A 17,494-nucleotide genomic window follows, 5' to 3' on the forward strand; every position below is an offset into this window, starting at 1 on the left:
AACCGGAAAATTATTTTTCCGGCCTGGCCGCGACCTCGTCGATCAAGCGGTTTGCAGTTCGCTCTTGACCTTGCCGGCCTCCATGCGCACCAGTTGATCGGCGACGTCGAAGTAACGGTCATCGTGGGAAATGACGATGATGGTCTTGCCCAGACGTTTGAGGTCAGGCAGCAACTCGGTGTAGAAAATTCGCCGGAAGGTCGGGTCCTGATCGGCCGCCCATTCATCGAACACCAGCACCGGCCGCTCTTCGAGCCAGGCATTGACCAGGGCCAGGCGCTTGCGCTGGCCGGTGGACAAATCGGTGGTGCTGAACGCGCCGTCGCGCACGCTGACCTTGTGCGCGATCTCCAGACGTTCGAGGTAGCGGGTCGCGTCCTGCGGGACTTCGCGGTCGCCCTGAATCAGATCGTCGAACAGGTAGTAGTCGGCAAAAATCGTCGTGAAATTCTGCCGGTAGTCATCGCGATTAAGCGCGGTGATCGGCTGATCGTTGACGCGGATTTCGCCTTCGGTTGGCGCGTACAAGCCCAGCAGCAGTTTGATCAGCGTGGTTTTGCCGCAGCCGTTTTCACCGACGATAAACACGATGTCGCCCTGTTCGATGCGCAGGTTGACCGGCCCCAGACGGAACGGTTCGCTGCCTTCCACGGGTGGGAAGGCGTAACGCACGTTGTGCAGTTCCAGGCTGTTGACCGCACCGGGTTTCTTGCCCTGATCCTCCAGCAGCAGATGCGGTTCGGGCGAGGAAAACTGCTCGCTTAGTTCTGCGATACGGCGGAAGGCAATCTGCGCACGGCTGATGATCGGCAAGGTGCTGACCAGGTGCTCCAGCGGCCCCTTCATGTACAGCAGCACCAGGACGAAGCCGCTCATCACTGCTTTGTCGCCGCTGGGCCAGAAGGATTGCAGGGCCAGGGCCATGCCGATGACCACGAAGAACAGCATCGAACCGAAGGACTTGGCGATGACGAAGGTGTTGATGGATTTGATCTGGGTGTCGCAGATCTTCTCGGCGGTTTTTTGAATCCCGGCGACAAACATGCGCTGGCGACGCGGGCGATGAATGCGCAGTTCCTTAGCACCCTCGGCAATCGCGTTGTAATGCTTTTGCAGTTCATCCTCGGAATCGCGTGCAGCGTAGAAACCGCGCATGCCCTTGGCCCGGGCAATCGCCTGAATGGTCGTACCGATCGCAATCGCCACCAGCATCATCAGGAACATCGGCCAGGACAGCAGCGCCAGATAGCCGAGGCAGCCGAGGGTAACGGTCATGGAAATCGCCAGCGGGGCGAAGGCGAAGGCGAAGTCGCTGATGGTGTCGACGTCGTGGGTCAGCACCGGGATCAAGCGATGGCTGCGGTAACGTTCGATCTGGTCGATCGGCGCCGACAGGACTTTCTCCCCCAGCTCTTTGCGCAATTTGGCGATGATGTGCTGGCCGACGTAGTTGGTGCCGATGTCGGACAAAATCGTCGTCAATAAGGCCAACGCACAGAGGCCAGCGAAGATCATTACCACGGTGCGGGTCAGGCCGTCGTCGGAGTGCAGGGCATTGTTGATGGTCGCCAGCAGCACGGTGACGCTCAGGCCGCCGATCATGCCGAGCACGATGGACACAGAGACGATCAGGCGGAAGGGCTTGAGCAAGGCGAACAATTCGTTGATCGCCCCACGCGTAGGCTTGGTCATGGAGGATTCCTGCTTCGGTGCGGAGGGAGTGCCGGTACTTAAGGAAAACGAATGGTCACGGACTTTCTTTAAACGACCGCAGGCGGGGCTGCGGTCGGGATGGGCAGGATCAGAGGTCGCGCACTACGCGAAACCCGAGCCAGTCGCCTTTGCTGGTCGGCCAGCTGCTGTTGCGGTTGCCGGAGCGCGAGAACACCGGCGCCTCGCCCCAATCGTTGCCGCGCATGACCTGACGCTCGCAGTTTTCCTGGGTCCATGGGCGACCGTCGTTGGGTACGCCGGAGTAATCCTTGTGATAGCAGTCGGCGGTCCATTCGTAGACGTTGCCGTGAGCGTCGTAAACGCCGAAGGCATTGGCCGGGAACGTCCCGGCAGGGGAGGTGAAGTTGTAACCGTCGGCGGCGCCATAGGTGTTGGCGTGTTTGGAGATCTGGTAGTTGTTGCCTTCATCGAACGGGAAAGGGAAGGGCCCGGTGCTGCCGCCGCGTGCGGCGTACTCGCGGATCGATTCGCTTTGCAAGCGATAGGCATGACCGGTTTTTTTCGACAACCAATCGATGTAGCCCTGGGCTTCGGCGACGTTCATGCACACGGCCGGGTCGCGGGCGGTCTGTTTGAATTCCGGTTTGCCGGCGGTGCAGCGGCGGCCCGGGCGATCATCGAAGTCGTAAGGCTTGTTGCCGGTTTCGCGCACGTACGCGTCCCACTCGCCGACCAGCACCTGGAAGCGGCTGATGGCGAAGGGTTTGCTGAAGGTCACTGCGTGGCGCGGGCCTTCGTCCGGTTCGCGGCCGACTTCGTCGTCCGGGGTGCCCATGGTGAAGGTGCCGGTCGGCAGCACGACCATTTCCGGGCAGTCCTTGCAGTCCTTGAACACTTTGCCTGGCGCCGGCACTGTCGCCGCTTGAGCTGCGCCGGGCAACAGGCCGGCGCACAGCGCGGTCAGGGCCAGCGCGGGCAAGGCCTTGAAGGTGAAACAGGCATGGGGCTTTTTCATGAGTCGTCTCTGTGAAAAGGAAACTGGAGTCGAGGGATCAGGCGCGGCGTTTTTTACCGAGCAGGGCCATGAAGCGGTCCACTTCGGCTTCGTTGTTGAGCAGGCCGGGCGCGGTGCGAATCACCTGACCGACATCGCGGCTGACCGCATCGCAGATCACCCGGTTTTGCATCAGGTAGGCGGCTACTTCATCGCTGTCCTGACCCTTGGCCCGGAAGAAAGTGAAACCGGCAGAAAACTGCGGATCGAGCGGAGTCACCAGCTCGATGTTCGACTGTTCTTGCAGACGCTGCTTCAGGTAGCTGTTGAGCTGATGAATGCGCGCCTGAACGTCAGCCTTGCCCAGTTGCAGGTGCAACTTGAACGCTTCGTCCACCGCCCAGCGATGCTCGAAAGCGTGGTAACCGCCCGGGGTCATGATCGTGGCGAAAGAAGTGGCTTCGGAGAATGTCGGCACACTCGGGCTGACGTATTTCAGCTCTTCGCTGCGGCTGCACACGATGCCGGTGCCGCGCGGACCGAACATCCACTTGTGGGTGCCGGCGATAAAGAAGTCGCAGTTCATCTGCGGGAAACTCAGGTCGTCGACACCGAAACCGTGCACGCCGTCGACCACGTAAATCAGCCGATCCTTGTCGTCGCGTTGACGGTTGTGTTCATCGACCAGCCGCGAGATAGCGCTGATCGGCAATTTCACACCGCTGCCCGAATGCACCCAGGTCATGCCGAGTACGCGGGTCTCAGGGCGAATGTTGCGGTTGATCGTGTCGAGCACCTGATCCAGGGAAATGCTTTGCGGGTTGTCGAACAGCCTGAGTTTGCGCACCCGGGTGCCATCGCGGCGGCTGCGGAAATCGAGAATGTTGCGGGTGGAATAGTGCTCGTGCTCGGTGGTGAGGATTTCCTGATCCGCGCGCACTTGCACGCCGCCATAAATCATCGCCAGACCTTCGGTGGTGCTACCGGTGAGGGCGATCTGGCCGGGCTTGGCTTGCAGGTATTGGCCGGCCCAGACCCGCACGTTGTGCTGCAATTGTTCGTTGCTGCCCTGATCCCAATCCATCGCCAGTCCCGGATTGCGGTCGAGCGTGGCGCGATGGCGTTCGATGGCTTCGCGCACGGGTTTGGGGTGCGAGGTGATCAGGAAGTTAGCGAAGTGAATCGCCTGCGGGTCCTGATCGAACAGCTGGCGCAATTGCGTCCATTTGTTCACGGAGGCCACGGGCGCGGTCGCGGCCATTGCCGGCGCTGTGAGGCTGGCGCCGAACGGCAGAGCGGCCGCCATCACACCGACCTGTTTCAGAAAGGTCCGGCGGTCAGTCATGGCTTGGCAGTGTCCTGACGGGAAATCAGTGCCGGTTTCGCGGATTTCTGTACCTGATCCCAGACGCGCATAAAGTTGCCGCCCCACAGCTTGGCGATGTCCGCTTCGGAGTAGCCGCGCTGTATCAATTCGGCGGTGACGTTGCGGATTTCGCCAACGTTTTCCCAACCCTTGATGCCGCCGCCGTCGTTGAAGTCGGACGAGATGCCGACATGGTCGATACCGATTTTGCGCACGGTGTAATCGATGGCGTCACCGAGATCCTTAAGGGTGGCTTTCGGCTCTTCTTCAAGGATGCCGTAGAGGCCGCTGGCGTACTGGCCGAGTTTTTGTTCCGACCAGGCCGTGATGATCGGGTCGCCCGGCATCAGCGCCATGGCCAGGTTTGGCAGTGGCGGCAGATCGAAGCGTGCGCGCAGGGCATTGAGTTTGTCCTGCGTGCCCTGAGTCAGCGGTTTGAGGTACTGCGAGAAGCCGACCACCTGAACCACGCCGCCGCTGTTCTTGATCAGCTGCAATTCCTTGTCGCTGAGGTTGCGCGGAATATCCACCGCCGCACGCGGCGCCGAGTGTGAGGCCACCAACGGTGTGCGGCTCAGTTGTGCAACCTGTTCCAGGCCTTTGGTCGACATCTGCGAAACGTCGATGATCACGCCCAGATCGTTCAAACGCTGCACTGCTTGCTTGCCGATATCGGAGAGACCGTCGAGGGCGTCCGGCGAGTCATTGAAGAACGGCAGCGGCCGCGAGGAGTCCGCCCAGCTGTTGTTGCCGATGTAGCTGAAGCCGAACATGCGCATGCCGCGTCCGGCCCACAGGTCCAGTTTGCTCAGGTCGTTGCCCAGCGGGTAGGCGTTGAGCATGCTGATGAAAATCGCAAACTTGCCTTCGCCATGCAGGCGGCGGAAATCATCCGGGGTGTAGGCGATGCCGACCTGATTGGGGAAGTCGCGGACCATGCCGGTGATGATCTTGTAACGGACTTCCTGTTGGTTGCGGGCCTCTTCGACAAAACCTTCGGTGGGGCGATGCGGGGCGTTCGGGCCGTTCCACATTTCCGGCCAGCCGAACACCGTCAGCGCAGCGCCCGACAAGCGCCCGCGGTTGGCCTTGATCAGGTCGAACTGGCCGGAACCGTCCTTGTCGGCTTCGTTGCCGTGGGCGCCGAAACTCAGCGGTACGGTGATGTGGCTGTCGAAGGAGAGAATGCGATCCTGCAACTCGGTCGCCTGTTTCATCACCTTTACCGGGTAGCCAGGGTTGTCCCGAAACCAGTAATCCCAGGCCAGAAACCCTGCGCCGGCGCTGATCGCCAAGGCCAGCGGCAGGCCGATAAATAGAGCCTTTTTCGAACGCGGTTTTGTCATTGCCATCTCATTCAGGTTCGCCGTCGAGGTGCAGGCGCAGGGGCCTTTGCTATCTGGGAGGAACGAGTGGCCGGGCGGGTAATTTAGTCGCGCGCAGGAAAAGCGCTGACGGCGCGCAGCGATCTTTTGCCGGGGCCATAAATTTCCCCGGCGAGCAAACGTTCTAGCTTGGATAAAGCCTGCTTCATGGCTGACACAGGTAGGGCAATGACGATCTCTCGACGCTGGTTCATGGCGGGCATGGCACTCACGGGCGCCGCGCTGCCTGCCGCTTTTTATGCACATCGTGAGCTGACCCGCGAGGAGTTTCCGATCACCCCGGGCGAGGCTACGGTCGATCTGGCCGATACCGCCGGACAGCAGTTGGCGGACAACCTGCGCGGCGTCTGGGATATCCGTTTCAGCGGATCTGCGGCCGGGCTTGATGGCTTGCCACGCTACGGCCTCGAGTTGTTTCTCGACATTGCCCACCGGGGGCGCGGTTTGCGCGGGTTTCTCGATACCGGTGCCAACCTGCGCTCAGAAGCGCCTGCGCGTTACCAAGTGATCGGCGATCTGGCGCCGGGCAACGGCGCCGAAATGTACTGGCGGCTGATGCGCACCGATGCGCCGCAAGCGCCGCCGGTCTACGAATTCAAAGTCAAACTCGACGAAGTCTGGGCGGCGTTCGGTAATGCCGGCAGCGGCACGTTCACCGGGCAAGTGTTGCGCCTCGATCGGCCGTTGGCGCTGCCTGAACTGGACAATCATTTCATCGCCATCAAGCGACGTTTTCCCGAGGCCCGCGAACGCACCGGTTTGAACCCGACGCTGTTGGCGTGGCTGGTGGCGCCGGAACATCGCCTGTTCCACCAGCTCTGGCACGCCAGCCGCGACAAGTGGCACAAGCTCTCGGAGAAAAAACGCGACGCCCTGCGCGGTATTGGCTGGCAACCCGGCCCCCGTGACAAGGAGCGCGATGCCCGTGGGCCCAGCAAGGATCGTAACGGCTCTGGTATCGATTTTTTCTTCATGCACCGACACATGCTCGGCAAGGCCCGTTCGATGCAGGATTTGCCGTCATGGCAGGCCTTCCCGATGCCGCAGCCGGAGCTGGAGCGTGACCGCCAGGGCTTCGCCCGTTACTTCGACAATCACGACGGCGATGCACTACCACCGACGTGGCTGACTGAAGGTGACGACGAGTACACCAAGTGGGTCAGCGATATTAAAGCGGCCGAGACCTATCACAGTAATTTCCAGGTGTGGGAATCGCAGTACCGCGACCCGCGCTACCTGGCGAAACTCAGCCTCGGCCAGTTCGGTTCGGAAGTCGAATTGGGTCTGCACGACTGGCTGCACATGCGCTGGGCGTCGGTGGCGCGGGATCCGTCCAACGACATTCCGGTGCCGATGGCGCGCGATCAGGCAGATTTTGCCGCGCGCTGGTATGCGCCGGAAAACGACTTTCTCGGCGACCCGTTTTCCTCGCACGTGAACCCGGTGTTCTGGCGTTTCCACGGCTGGATCGATGATCGCATCGAAGACTGGTTCCGCGCCCACGAGCGTTTTCATCCGGGCGAAGTCAGCCGGCTGGAAGTCAACGGTGTGCCGTGGTTTGCGCCGGGTCGCTGGGTTGAGGTCGATGACCCGTGGCTGGGGCCGGACACCCATGGCTGCAGCACCGTGCCGGGGTTGCAGATCGGGCGCTCGGTGGAGATGGATCCTGAGACGATGAAGCTGGCGTTGCGCATCACCTTTGGCGATGAAGACAACATGGCCGACCTGTTCCGCAAAGTGCCGCAGCGACCGTGGTACGCGCGGCATCTGAAAGTGAAAGGGCGGCAACTCTGAGCGCAAAAAAATCGCAGCCCGGTGCTGCGATTTTTTTTGCCTAGGGATCTTGGTTGCCTGACCTGGCGCCTTCGCGAGCAGGGGGCTTTGTAAACGACGCAGATCCAATGTGGGAGCGAGCCTGCTCGCGAAGGCGTCAGTCCAGTCGATAATTTTCGCTCAGATAACCTGCCAGCCCCCGCCCAGCGCCTTGTACAGGGCAATGCTCGCCTGCAGTCGCGACAAGCGCAATTGCACATTCATATCCTGCGCCGCATACAAGGTGCGCTGGGTTTGCAGCACCGTCAGCAAGTCTTCGGCACCGGCCTGGTAGCGGCTCTGGGCAATGTCGAACGCGGTCTGCGCCTGGCTCAGTTCTTCGCTTTGCCACTGGCGCTGTTCGTCGAGGCCGCGAATGCTGCTCAGGGCTTTTTCCACGTCAGCGAAGCCATTGATGATCGCCCCTCGATAGGTTTCCAGCAGTTCGTCCTGACGCGCCTTGGCCTTGTCGCGCTCGGCGCTCAGGCGGCCGTTGTTGAAGATCGGCGCGGTCAATCCGGAAGACAGGTTGTAGAACGTGGTGCGCAGCAGATCCGCCGCCAAATCGGCGCCAGTGCCGAGGCTGGCGGTCAGGGTGATTTTCGGCAGCATGGCGGCGCGGGCCACGCTGACGTCAGCCTGGGCCGCCGCCAGTTTGGCTTCGGCGCTGGCGATGTCCGGACGCCGGCTCAGCAGATCGCTGGGCACACCACTGGCGATGTTCGGCCATTGCAACTGTTCGAATGACTGTTGCGGTGCCGACAATGCCTGCACCGGTTGGCCGAGCAGGGCGGCGAGGGTGATCAAGGCTTCGCGGGCCTGTTGCTGCACCAGTGGCAATTTGCGCTGCTGTTCCGCTACCAGGCTTTTTTGCTGGGCCAGTTCCAGTGCGGTGGCGCTGCCGGCGTCGAAGCGGGTTTGCACCAAGTGCAGGACGTTCTGCGCGTTGGCCAGATTGAGCTCGGCAATGCGTGCCTGTTCGCGCAATGCCAAGGCCTGCGTGTAACTGTTGGCGACGCCGCTTTGCAGGGTCAGTTCGACGGTGGCACGGTCGAACTCGCTGGCCTGTACACCGAACACGGCGCTGTCGCGCGCCGCGCGTTTGCCGCCCCAGAAGTCTATTTCGTAACTGGCGCTCAGCTCGGCGTCGTAGTAATCCAGCGAGCGATTATCCGGGCTGACGTCGAGTTGGCTGTAGCCTTTGCCGTGCAACAGTTTCTGCCGGTTGGCATTGAGACCGGCCTTGATTTCCGGGAGCAGCGGGGCGCCGGCAATCGTCGCGCTGGCCTGGGCTTGCCTGACCCGCGCAACAGCGGCGCCGAGGTCATGGCTGCCCAGTCGCGCCTGTTCGACCAGTCGATCCAGCTCGGGGCTGCCGAACTGGGTCCACCATTGGCGGTTGCTCTGCACGGCACCGGGCTGCTCAGGTGATTGCCACGCGGCCGGTGGCAGCACGCCGCTGTCGGGGCGTGGCGCAGGGCTGTTGCAGGCCGCCAGCAACAGGCTGGCGGCAAGAATTGTCAGTGGCGCTTTCATAGGTCGATCATTCACTGGTAAGGGCCGTGACCGGGTCGAGCCGGGCAGCCTTGCGGGCAGGCATGAAGCCGAAGAGGACGCCGGTGGCCAGCGCGCAGGCGAACGCACCGATGACGGCCAGCCATTGAAACGCGATCGCCACGCCGCTGAACAACAGCACGCCGCCGACCAGCATCGCCAGGCTGATACCGGCCACGCCGCCGACCACCGAAAGCATCACCGCTTCGGTGAGAAACTGGCGCAGGATGTCGCGCTGACGCGCGCCCGTGGCCATGCGGATACCGATTTCCCGGGTGCGTTCGCGCACGGTCATGAGCATGATGTTCATCACCCCGATACCGCCGACCAGCAACGAGATCGCGGCGATGGCGCCGAGCATCAGCGACAGCGTGCCCTGCGTGCGTGCTTCGGCTTGAATCATTGCGGCGTTGTTGGTCAGTTCGAAATCCTTCTTGCCATTGTGTCGCCGCAGCATCGCCTGTTCGATCGCCTGCTCGGCGTCTTTGACTTTGCGTGCGTCCTTGGCGGCGATCACCACGTATTCCGGATTACGGCTGCCGAACAGGCGCGTGCTGGCCGCCGAGTAGGGCACGGCGATGCGGTTGTCGCTGTCGGAATCGCCGGAGCTCGAGCCCTTTTCCGCCAGAACACCGAGCACCTGAAACGGCACGTTTTCGATCAGGATGTATTGGCCGATCGGATCGGCGACATCCTTGAGCAGCTTGTCGCGCACCTTGGTGCCGATCACCGCCACGGCGGCGGCGCTGTCTTCATCGGCCTGGCTGAAGTAACTGCCCTGAACCACCGGCCAGTTGAAGATGCTCGGGAAATTGGTGTCGTTGCCACCGACGTAACTGCTGTGGTCGGCATTGCCGAAACGCACGCCAGCGGTCGAGCCGTTGACCGGCATGATCCGCTCGACCTGGGGCAGGGCGGCCAGTTCGGCGACGTCGTCGAGGGTGATGATGCCCGGTGGTGTGCGCGGATTGGGTGCGGCGCCGCTGAGGTAGATGATGTTGGAGCCGAAGGCGCCCATTTGCGCCATCACCTGGCGTTTGCTGCCTTCGCCCACCGCGAGCATCACCACCACCGAGGCCACGCCGATGACGATCCCGAGCAGGGTCAGCGCGGTGCGAAAACGATTGATCCACATGACCCGCCACGCCGCTTGCACGGCGTCGACCAGTTCAGCTTTCCAGGCGCCGGTCTGGGTGCTGCCGCTGCTCAGGCGCTGGCGCAGATCCACCGCTTGCAGGGCGCCGGGGTTGGCGCTGCGCGGTGGGGCTGACGGGTGTTCGGCGGTGTCGCTGATGATCAGCCCGTCACGAATTTCAATGATGCGCTTGGCTCGTTGTGCGACTTCGCGGTCGTGGGTGATGAGAATCACCACATGGCCCTGACTGGCGAGCTCATCGAGCAGGGTCATGACCTCGGCGCCGCTGTGGCTGTCGAGGGCGCCGGTGGGTTCGTCGGCGAGGATAATGTGGCCGCCGTTCATCAACGCCCGGGCAATCGACACCCGCTGTTGCTGACCGCCGGAAAGCTGATGCGGACGGTTGCCGGTGCGGCTGCCCAGGCCGAGCCGCTCCAGCAAGGCGCTGGCGCGCGCGTGGCGTTCGGCGGCCGGGGTACCAGCGTAGATGGCCGGCATCTCGACGTTTTCCTGGGCAGAACCGGACGGAATCAGGTGATAACCCTGGAATACAAAACCAAACGCTTCGCGGCGCAGCCAGGCCAGTTCGTCAGTGTCGAGTCGGGCGACGTCTTCCCCGGCGAAGCGATATTCGCCGCTGGTAGGGCGGTCGAGGCAGCCGAGGATATTCATTAATGTCGACTTGCCGGAGCCGGACGCCCCGACGATGGCGACGAACTCACCGGCATGAATCGACAGATCAATGCCGCGTAATACTTCCACCAGCGGGCTGTCATTGCCGCCATAGGATTTGCGGATCTGCCGCAGGTCAATCAGTGGCGTTTGCATTCAGCCTCCGCTGCCGGTGGCCGGCGCGCTGAGAATGTGATCGCCTTCGGCCAGGCCTTCAAGCACTTGGGTGCGCAAGCGGTCGCTGATGCCGGTGCGCACTTCGCGGGGCTGGATTTCGCCATTGGCGGCGACGATCTGCGCCCGTTGCCATTGTGGGCGTGAGCCGGGTTGCAGGGCGGCGCTGGGCACGGTGAGGGTGTCTTGCGCCTGTTGCGCCACAAAGAACACCTGCGCAGTCATGTCGGTCATCAGGCTGTTGTCGGCGTTGTCGACGTCGAGCAATACGGTGTAGAGCACCACGCGTTCGCTGCCGCTGCGACCGCTGGTGGGGCTGCCACCCTGATTCTGTTCGAGCGGGCGCGGCGGCACCGGCAGAATTTGCCGGACGGTGCTGCTCCAGCGCCTACTGCCGCCGCTGAGCGTGGTGAAGTAGGCGGTCATGCCGGGTTTGACGTGGCCGATGTCCGCTTCGGAAACCTCGGCCCACACGGTCATCGGCGAAAGCCGGGCGATGCGCAGGATCAGCGGGGTTTGCTGTTGCGCGTTGAGCGTCTGGCCTTCGCGGGCGCCGACGGCGACGACGGTGCCGCTCATCGGCGCATAAATACGCGTGTAGCCGAGCTCCGCTTCGTCACTGCGCAGGCTGGCTTGAGCCTGGCGGATCTGCGCCTGGAACATGTCGATGCGTGCCTGCGTGGCGCGGACTTCGGCGCGGGCGGTCTGCACGTCTTCCTCACGGGTGGCGCCACCGGCGGCGAGTTTCTGCTGGCGCTGGTATTTCTGTTGCGCGAGGTCGTGCTGGGCGCGTTGCTCCTGCAACTGTGCCTTGAGGTTTTCGATGGAAAACCGCCCGGCATCCAGTTTGGCCTTTTGCGTGGAGGGGTCGATCTCTACCAGTAACTGGCCTTCCTTGACCGTGTCGCCAGCCTCGACATGAATCTTCTGGATCTGCCCGGATGCCTGCGCACCGACGTCCACATAACGACGTGGCTGCAACGTACCCAGTGCGGTCACGCTGTTTTCGATACTGCTACGCGTCACCTGCACCGTGGCGAGGGCGTCGCGCCCGGGCGGCAGGACTTGCCACGCGGCAACGGCGATCACGGGAATCAGGCAAAGGGCGGCGAACAGGGCGCGTCGGGCGGGGCGGGGACGTTTCATGCAGGGTTCCGGCCAGTGGAATCGGCCCGTCATTCGGCCAGTACACAGGCGTGCAGGGGCGCTGAACGCTGTCGCATGGCACGACAGATACGGGGAGCTGTCCTGTAAACGATGAATGCACAAGGGAATTTAAGCGCCGTACACATCAAGTAACAGGTAGCCAGGCGCGACTATTTGGGGCGGATGTGGAAACAACTCTTTAAATCTATATGAGAATTACTATAAATTACGCACCTCACGTTGCCACTATCTTGCTACTGCGTTTGCGGCGGCTGGATCAGTGTGCTCAAGGACAGGAACTGCATCGATGCGGTCGGGAGTCATGTTGGAAAACTACTATCGCGAGCTGGTGTGTTTCCTTAACGCCAAGCTGGGCAACCGTCAGGTGGCCGAAGATGTGGTGCATGACGCTTATGTACGGGTACTGGAGCGTTCCAGCGACACACCGATCGAACAACCGCGGGCCTTCCTTTATCGCACGGCATTGAACCTGGTTATCGATGATCATCGGCGCAACGCCTTGCGCCAGGTCGAATCGCTCGATGTGCTGGACAGCGAAGAGCGCTATTTCACCCCGTCGCCCCACGGCACCCTCGACCACGGTCAACGTCTGGAGATGCTCCAGCGCGCGTTGGCCGAGTTGCCGCCGCGCTGCCGGGAAAGTTTTCTGCTGCGCAAGATCGAAGGTCTGTCCCATCCGGAAATTGCCGAGCATCTAGGGATTTCCAAGGCGTTGGTGGAAAAGCACATCGTCAACGCCATGAAACATTGCCGCTTGCGCATCAAACAATGGGACGCCCATTGATCCTTGCTGGTTAAATTTCCGTTCATCGTCCTCGTTCCTACTCAACAGACGACCTGCTGACCTGATTCAGGCCGGTCAGGCCACCCAGGCTTTATCCCCGCGTTGAGGGGTTCATCCAGAGGACACTGGAAATGACACAGGCAATTGCATCGCCCATCGTTCACGACCTGATCGGCGTCGGTTTCGGCCCTTCGAACCTGGCACTGGCCATCGCTCTGCAAGAGCGCGGCCCGACCCAGGGCGAGCTGGATGTGCTGTTCCTCGACAAACAGGCCAACTACAGCTGGCACGGCAACACCTTGTCGACGCAGAGCGAGTTGCAGATTTCCTTCCTCAAGGATCTGGTGACCCTGCGCAATCCGACCAGCCCGTACTCGTTCGTCAATTACCTCAAGTATCACGGTCGTCTGGTCGACTTTATCAACCTCGGCACCTTCTATCCGTGCCGCATGGAGTACAACGACTACCTGCGCTGGGTCGCCGGGCAGTTCACCGAGCAGAGCCGTTACGGCGAAGAAGTGCTGACCATCGAGCCAGTGCTGCACAACCACCAGGTTGAAGCGCTGCGGGTAATTTCCCGCGATAGCCAGGGCCTGCAACATGTACGCACCACCCGTTCGGTGGTGGTCAGCGCCGGTGGCACACCGCGTATTCCGGAGGCGTTCAAAGCGCTGAAGGGCGATAGCCGCGTGTTCCACCACTCGCAATACCTCTCGCAAATGGCCAGGCAGCCGTGCGTGAACAATCAGCCAATGAGCATCGCGATCATCGGCGGCGGGCAGAGCGCGGCGGAGGCCTTTATCGATCTGAACGATTCGTTCCCGTCGGTGCAGGTCGACATGATCCTGCGCGGCTCAGCCTTGAAGCCTGCTGACGACAGCCCGTTCGTCAACGAAGTGTTCTCGCCGGAGTTCACTGATCTGGTGTTCCAGCAGAACAGCGTCGAGCGTGAGCGTCTGGTCAACGAGTACCACAACACCAACTATTCGGTGGTCGACATCGACCTGATCGAGCGCATCTACGGCATCTTCTATCGGCAGAAAGTCTCGGGTGTTGCCCGCCACGCGTTCCGTACCCTGACCACCGTCGAGAAAGCCACCGCCACCGAAAACGGTATCGAACTGGCCGTGCGCAACAACGCCACCGGCGAAGTCACTGTACGCAATTACGACGCGGTTGTTCTGGCCACCGGTTACGAGCGGCAGATGCACCGCAAACTGCTGGCGCCGCTGGAAGAATACCTGGGCGACTTCGAGGTCGATCGCAATTACAAACTGATCACCGACGAACGCTGCCAGGCCGGCATCTACATGCAGGGCTTCTGCCAGGCCAGCCATGGTCTGAGCGACACGTTGCTGTCGGTGTTGCCGATTCGTGCGGACGAGATTGCAGGTTCGTTGTATGAACACGGCAAGAACCGTGGGCATCGGTCGATGGCGGATCTGTTGTTGGCGACTGCCAGCTAACGCCGATTTCCAGGCCAGATCATTCCCACGCTCTGCGTGGGAATGCCTCAACGGACGCTCCGCGTTCGGCCTTCGATAGGGACGCGGAGCGTCCCGGGCTGCATTCCCACGCAGAGCGTGGGAACGATCATCCTGAACCCTTCCTGAACATCCCCCACATTCCCCGACACACTGCCTTTTGCGGGTTTACTCTCCAGACATCGGGGCGTAAGCTTCGCGCGTTTTCATCAATAGCGGAGACCCACAGTGGGTACTTGTTCGAGTGACAGTTGTCGGCCGGTCTCGGTAACCGGCAGATTCTCGGCAAGATAACGCGCAGCCTTTCTCTGCCGTTGTCTCGCCGTAACAGCGAGCAGCGGCATCCCGTGCATGACCCGTCCTGGGCCATGTCTGGACGTTCCTTCTCATCGACGCTGAACAGAGCGTGATTTCGACTACACAGTCGTGATCGCAGCCCTATCGACACGCCTGTCGTTTCTGACCGGCGCGCCAGGCCTTGCCGTGCCGGTTTTTCCGGTGGACGAGGCGCGGCCGTACCTGCTTGACGGTTTCCCGGCTGACCATAGGGGCAACAGCCATGAAACTTACGCTCAAGGAATTCTTCGCAGGTTTTCTGCGGACCCGCCACATCGCCCGGCACTTCCGTCGTCTGGCGCTGCTGGAATCGATCAACGACACCACGGTCAGCCGTGAAGTCCCGCCGACTTTGGCCAACACCCTGGTCGATGCCGCGCATTGCGACAGCGGTGTGTTGCTCTCGTCATTGGGCACGCACTCCGATGGCCTCACCGATTTCGAAGTCGATGCGCTGCGTGCGCAATACGGCCTCAACGAAGTCGAACACGAACAACCGCTGCCATGGTGGATTCACCTGTGGCACTGCTACAAAAACCCGTTCAACTTGCTGCTGACGTTGTTGGCGGTGATCTCGTGGCTGACCGAAGACCTCAAGGCCGCCGTGGTGATTTTCTCCATGGTGGTGCTGTCGACGTTGCTGCGCTTCTGGCAGGAAAGCAAATCCAACCAGGCTGCCGACGCGCTGAAAGCCATGGTCAGCAACACCGCCACGGTGATGCGCCGTGACGCCCCACGCAGCGAATTGCCGATCAAGCAATTGGTGCCGGGCGATCTGATCGTCCTCTCGGCCGGTGACATGATTCCTGCCGATTGCCGCGTGCTTAGCGCCAAGGATCTGTTCGTCAGCCAAGCGGCGATGACCGGCGAATCGATGCCGGTGGAGAAGTTTCCGCGTCAGGCTGATCGCGACACGCGCAATCCTCTGGAGCTGGACAACATCCTGTTCATGGGCACCAACGTTGTCTCCGGCACGGCGGTGGCGGTGATTCTCACCACGGGCAACAGCACCTATTTCGGTGCGCTGGCCCAGCGTGTCGGCGCAACCGATCGCGCGGTGACTTCGTTCCAGCAAGGCGTGAATAAAGTCAGCTGGCTGTTGATCCGTTTCATGTTCGTGATGGCGCCGCTGGTGCTGTTCATCAACGGTTTCACCAAGGGTGACTGGACCGAAGCATTGCTGTTCGCGCTGTCGATTGCCGTCGGCCTGACCCCGGAAATGCTGCCGATGATCGTCACCTCGACGCTGGCCAAAGGCGCGGTGTTCCTGTCGCGTAAAAAAGTCATCGTCAAACGTCTCGATGCGATCCAGAACTTCGGCGCCATGGACGTGCTGTGCACCGACAAGACCGGCACGCTGACCCAGGACAAGATCTTCCTCGCGCGCAATGTCGATGTCTGGGGCGAAGACTCCGATGACGTGCTGGAAATGGCTTACCTGAACAGCTACTACCAGACCGGCCTGAAAAACCTGCTCGATGTCGCGGTGCTGGAACACGTGGAAATCCACCGTGAACTGAAAGTCGGCACGGCGTTTCGCAAGGTCGACGAGATCCCGTTCGACTTCAATCGTCGGCGTATGTCGGTGGTGGTCGAAGGACGTGGCCAGCCACATCAGTTGATTTGCAAAGGTGCCGTGGAAGAAGTCTTGGCGGTGTGCAGCCGCGTGCGTCACGGTGAGGTCGATGAAGCCTTGAGCGATGAATTGCTGACCCGGATTCGTCAGGTCACCGCAGCATTCAACGCTGAAGGCTTGCGCGTGGTGGCGGTGGCCGCACGCTCGATGCCTGAAGGTCGCGAGATTTACAGCCTGGCCGATGAACAAGAACTGACGCTGATCGGCTATGTGGCGTTCCTCGATCCCCCGAAGGAAAGCACCGCGCCGGCGCTCAAGGCCTTGGCCGAACATGGCGTGGCGGTAAAAGTGCTGACCGGCGACAACGAACTGGTGACCGCGAAAATCTGCCGCGAAGTCGGTCTGGCTCAGCAGGGTTTGCTACTGGGTAACGACGTTGAACGCATGAGCGATGCCGAACTGGCGGTTGCCGTAGAGACCACCAACGTCTTCGCCAAACTGACGCCGTCGCACAAGGAGCGCATCGTGCGCATCCTCAAAGGCAACGGCCATGTGGTCGGCTTCATGGGTGACGGCATCAACGACGCTCCAGCCCTGCGCACCGCCGACATCGGTATATCCGTGGACAGTGCGGTGGACATCGCCAAGGAAGCCGCCGACATCATCCTCCTGGAAAAGAGCCTGATGGTGCTGGAGGAGGGCGTACTCGAAGGGCGGCGCACCTTCGCCAACATGCTCAAGTACATCAAGATGACCGCCAGCTCCAACTTCGGCAACGTGTTCTCGGTGCTGGTCGCCAGTGCGTTCATTCCGTTCCTGCCGATGCTGCCGATGCACCTGCTGGTGCAGAACCTGCTCTACGACATTTCGCAGATCGCCATTCCGTTCGATAACGTCGATGAGGACATGCTGAAGAAACCACAACGCTGGCAGCCGGGTGACGTTGGGCGCTTCATGCTGTTCTTCGGCCCGATCAGTTCGATCTTTGACATCACCACGTTCGCCTTGATGTGGTACGTATTCGATGCCAACACCCCGGATCACCAGACGCTGTTTCAGTCCGGCTGGTTCGTGGTCGGGTTGCTGACCCAGACGCTGATCGTGCACATGATCCGCACGCCGAAGATTCCGTTCCTGCAAAGCCGCGCGGCCATGCCGCTGCTGGTCATGACCGGGATCATCATGGCGGTCGGCATCTTCCTGCCGATGGGGCCGCTGGCGCATTACTTCAAACTGCAGGCGTTGCCATCGCTGTACTTCGTGTTCCTGCCGGTGATTCTGCTGGCGTACATGGCGCTGACCCAGGCCGTGAAAGGTTTTTACATCCGCCGGTTCGGCTGGCAGTAATGCTGCCCCCTGTAGGAGTGAGCCTGCTCGCGAT

11 protein-coding genes are annotated in these 17,494 nt (G+C 61.4%); 4 read left to right on the forward strand and 7 right to left on the reverse strand.

Going from position 1 to position 17,494, the window contains the following annotated elements; translation table 11 throughout:
• Positions 1 to 42 precede the first annotated feature (42 nt).
• From LOY43_RS09540 to pvdM, 4 genes are all read right to left on the reverse strand, one after another.
• Entirely contained in the window at positions 43 to 1,692 is a 1,650-nt protein-coding gene (locus tag LOY43_RS09540; protein WP_095047693.1) for a cyclic peptide export ABC transporter, read from the reverse strand.
• Between the two features lie 109 nt (positions 1,693 to 1,801).
• Complete coding sequence (locus LOY43_RS09545; protein WP_095047692.1) at positions 1,802 to 2,689, reverse strand: formylglycine-generating enzyme family protein; 888 nt, start codon at positions 2,687 to 2,689, stop codon at positions 1,802 to 1,804.
• A 37-nt stretch (positions 2,690 to 2,726) separates the two neighbouring features.
• Complete coding sequence (locus LOY43_RS09550) at positions 2,727 to 4,013, reverse strand: aminotransferase class V-fold PLP-dependent enzyme (RefSeq protein WP_258709515.1); 1,287 nt, start codon at positions 4,011 to 4,013, stop codon at positions 2,727 to 2,729.
• Complete coding sequence (gene pvdM / locus LOY43_RS09555) at positions 4,010 to 5,380, reverse strand: pyoverdine-tailoring dipeptidase-like protein PvdM (protein WP_093431958.1); 1,371 nt, start codon at positions 5,378 to 5,380, stop codon at positions 4,010 to 4,012. Before pvdM ends, LOY43_RS09550 begins: the two co-directional genes overlap by 4 nt.
• 207 nt (positions 5,381 to 5,587) lie before the next feature.
• Between pvdM and LOY43_RS09560 the strand changes: the two genes are divergently transcribed.
• A complete protein-coding gene (locus LOY43_RS09560) occupies positions 5,588 to 7,213 on the forward strand; it encodes a PvdJ/PvdD/PvdP-like protein (RefSeq protein ID WP_258709516.1) in 1,626 nt (541 codons plus the stop codon).
• A gap of 159 nt (positions 7,214 to 7,372) precedes the next feature.
• On the opposite strand, the gene LOY43_RS09565 is transcribed toward LOY43_RS09560, so the two are convergent.
• The 3 genes from LOY43_RS09565 to LOY43_RS09575 are packed head-to-tail and all read right to left on the reverse strand — an operon-like array spanning position 7,373 to position 11,912.
• Entirely contained in the window at positions 7,373 to 8,767 is a 1,395-nt protein-coding gene (locus tag LOY43_RS09565; RefSeq protein WP_099758504.1) for an efflux transporter outer membrane subunit, read from the reverse strand.
• Between the two features lie 7 nt (positions 8,768 to 8,774).
• Positions 8,775 to 10,748 carry a MacB family efflux pump subunit gene (locus tag LOY43_RS09570; protein WP_258709517.1) on the reverse strand — a complete coding sequence of 658 codons (1,974 nt, stop codon included), beginning with the start codon at positions 10,746 to 10,748 and terminating at the stop codon, positions 8,775 to 8,777.
• Positions 10,749 to 11,912, reverse strand: a complete 1,164-nt coding sequence (locus LOY43_RS09575; RefSeq protein ID WP_095047687.1) for an efflux RND transporter periplasmic adaptor subunit — start codon at positions 11,910 to 11,912, stop codon at positions 10,749 to 10,751.
• 322 nt (positions 11,913 to 12,234) lie between these two features.
• On the opposite strand from LOY43_RS09575, the gene LOY43_RS09580 reads away from it, so the two are divergent.
• From LOY43_RS09580 to mgtA, 3 genes are all read left to right on the forward strand, one after another.
• Positions 12,235 to 12,717 (forward strand): sigma-70 family RNA polymerase sigma factor, encoded by a 483-nt coding sequence (locus tag LOY43_RS09580; protein WP_042704912.1) that lies wholly within the window; start codon positions 12,235 to 12,237, stop codon positions 12,715 to 12,717.
• Between the two features lie 131 nt (positions 12,718 to 12,848).
• Entirely contained in the window at positions 12,849 to 14,183 is a 1,335-nt protein-coding gene (locus tag LOY43_RS09585; protein ID WP_220558412.1) for a lysine N(6)-hydroxylase/L-ornithine N(5)-oxygenase family protein, read from the forward strand.
• Between the two features lie 577 nt (positions 14,184 to 14,760).
• On the forward strand, positions 14,761 to 17,460 hold the full coding sequence (gene mgtA / locus LOY43_RS09590) for a magnesium-translocating P-type ATPase (RefSeq protein WP_095047685.1): 2,700 nt from the start codon (positions 14,761 to 14,763) through the stop codon (positions 17,458 to 17,460).
• Positions 17,461 to 17,494: the final 34 nt, after the last annotated feature.

Origin of the sequence: Pseudomonas sp. B21-041 (genome assembly GCF_024748675.1) — a bacterium.
GTDB classification, from domain to species: domain Bacteria; phylum Pseudomonadota; class Gammaproteobacteria; order Pseudomonadales; family Pseudomonadaceae; genus Aquipseudomonas; species Aquipseudomonas neuropathica.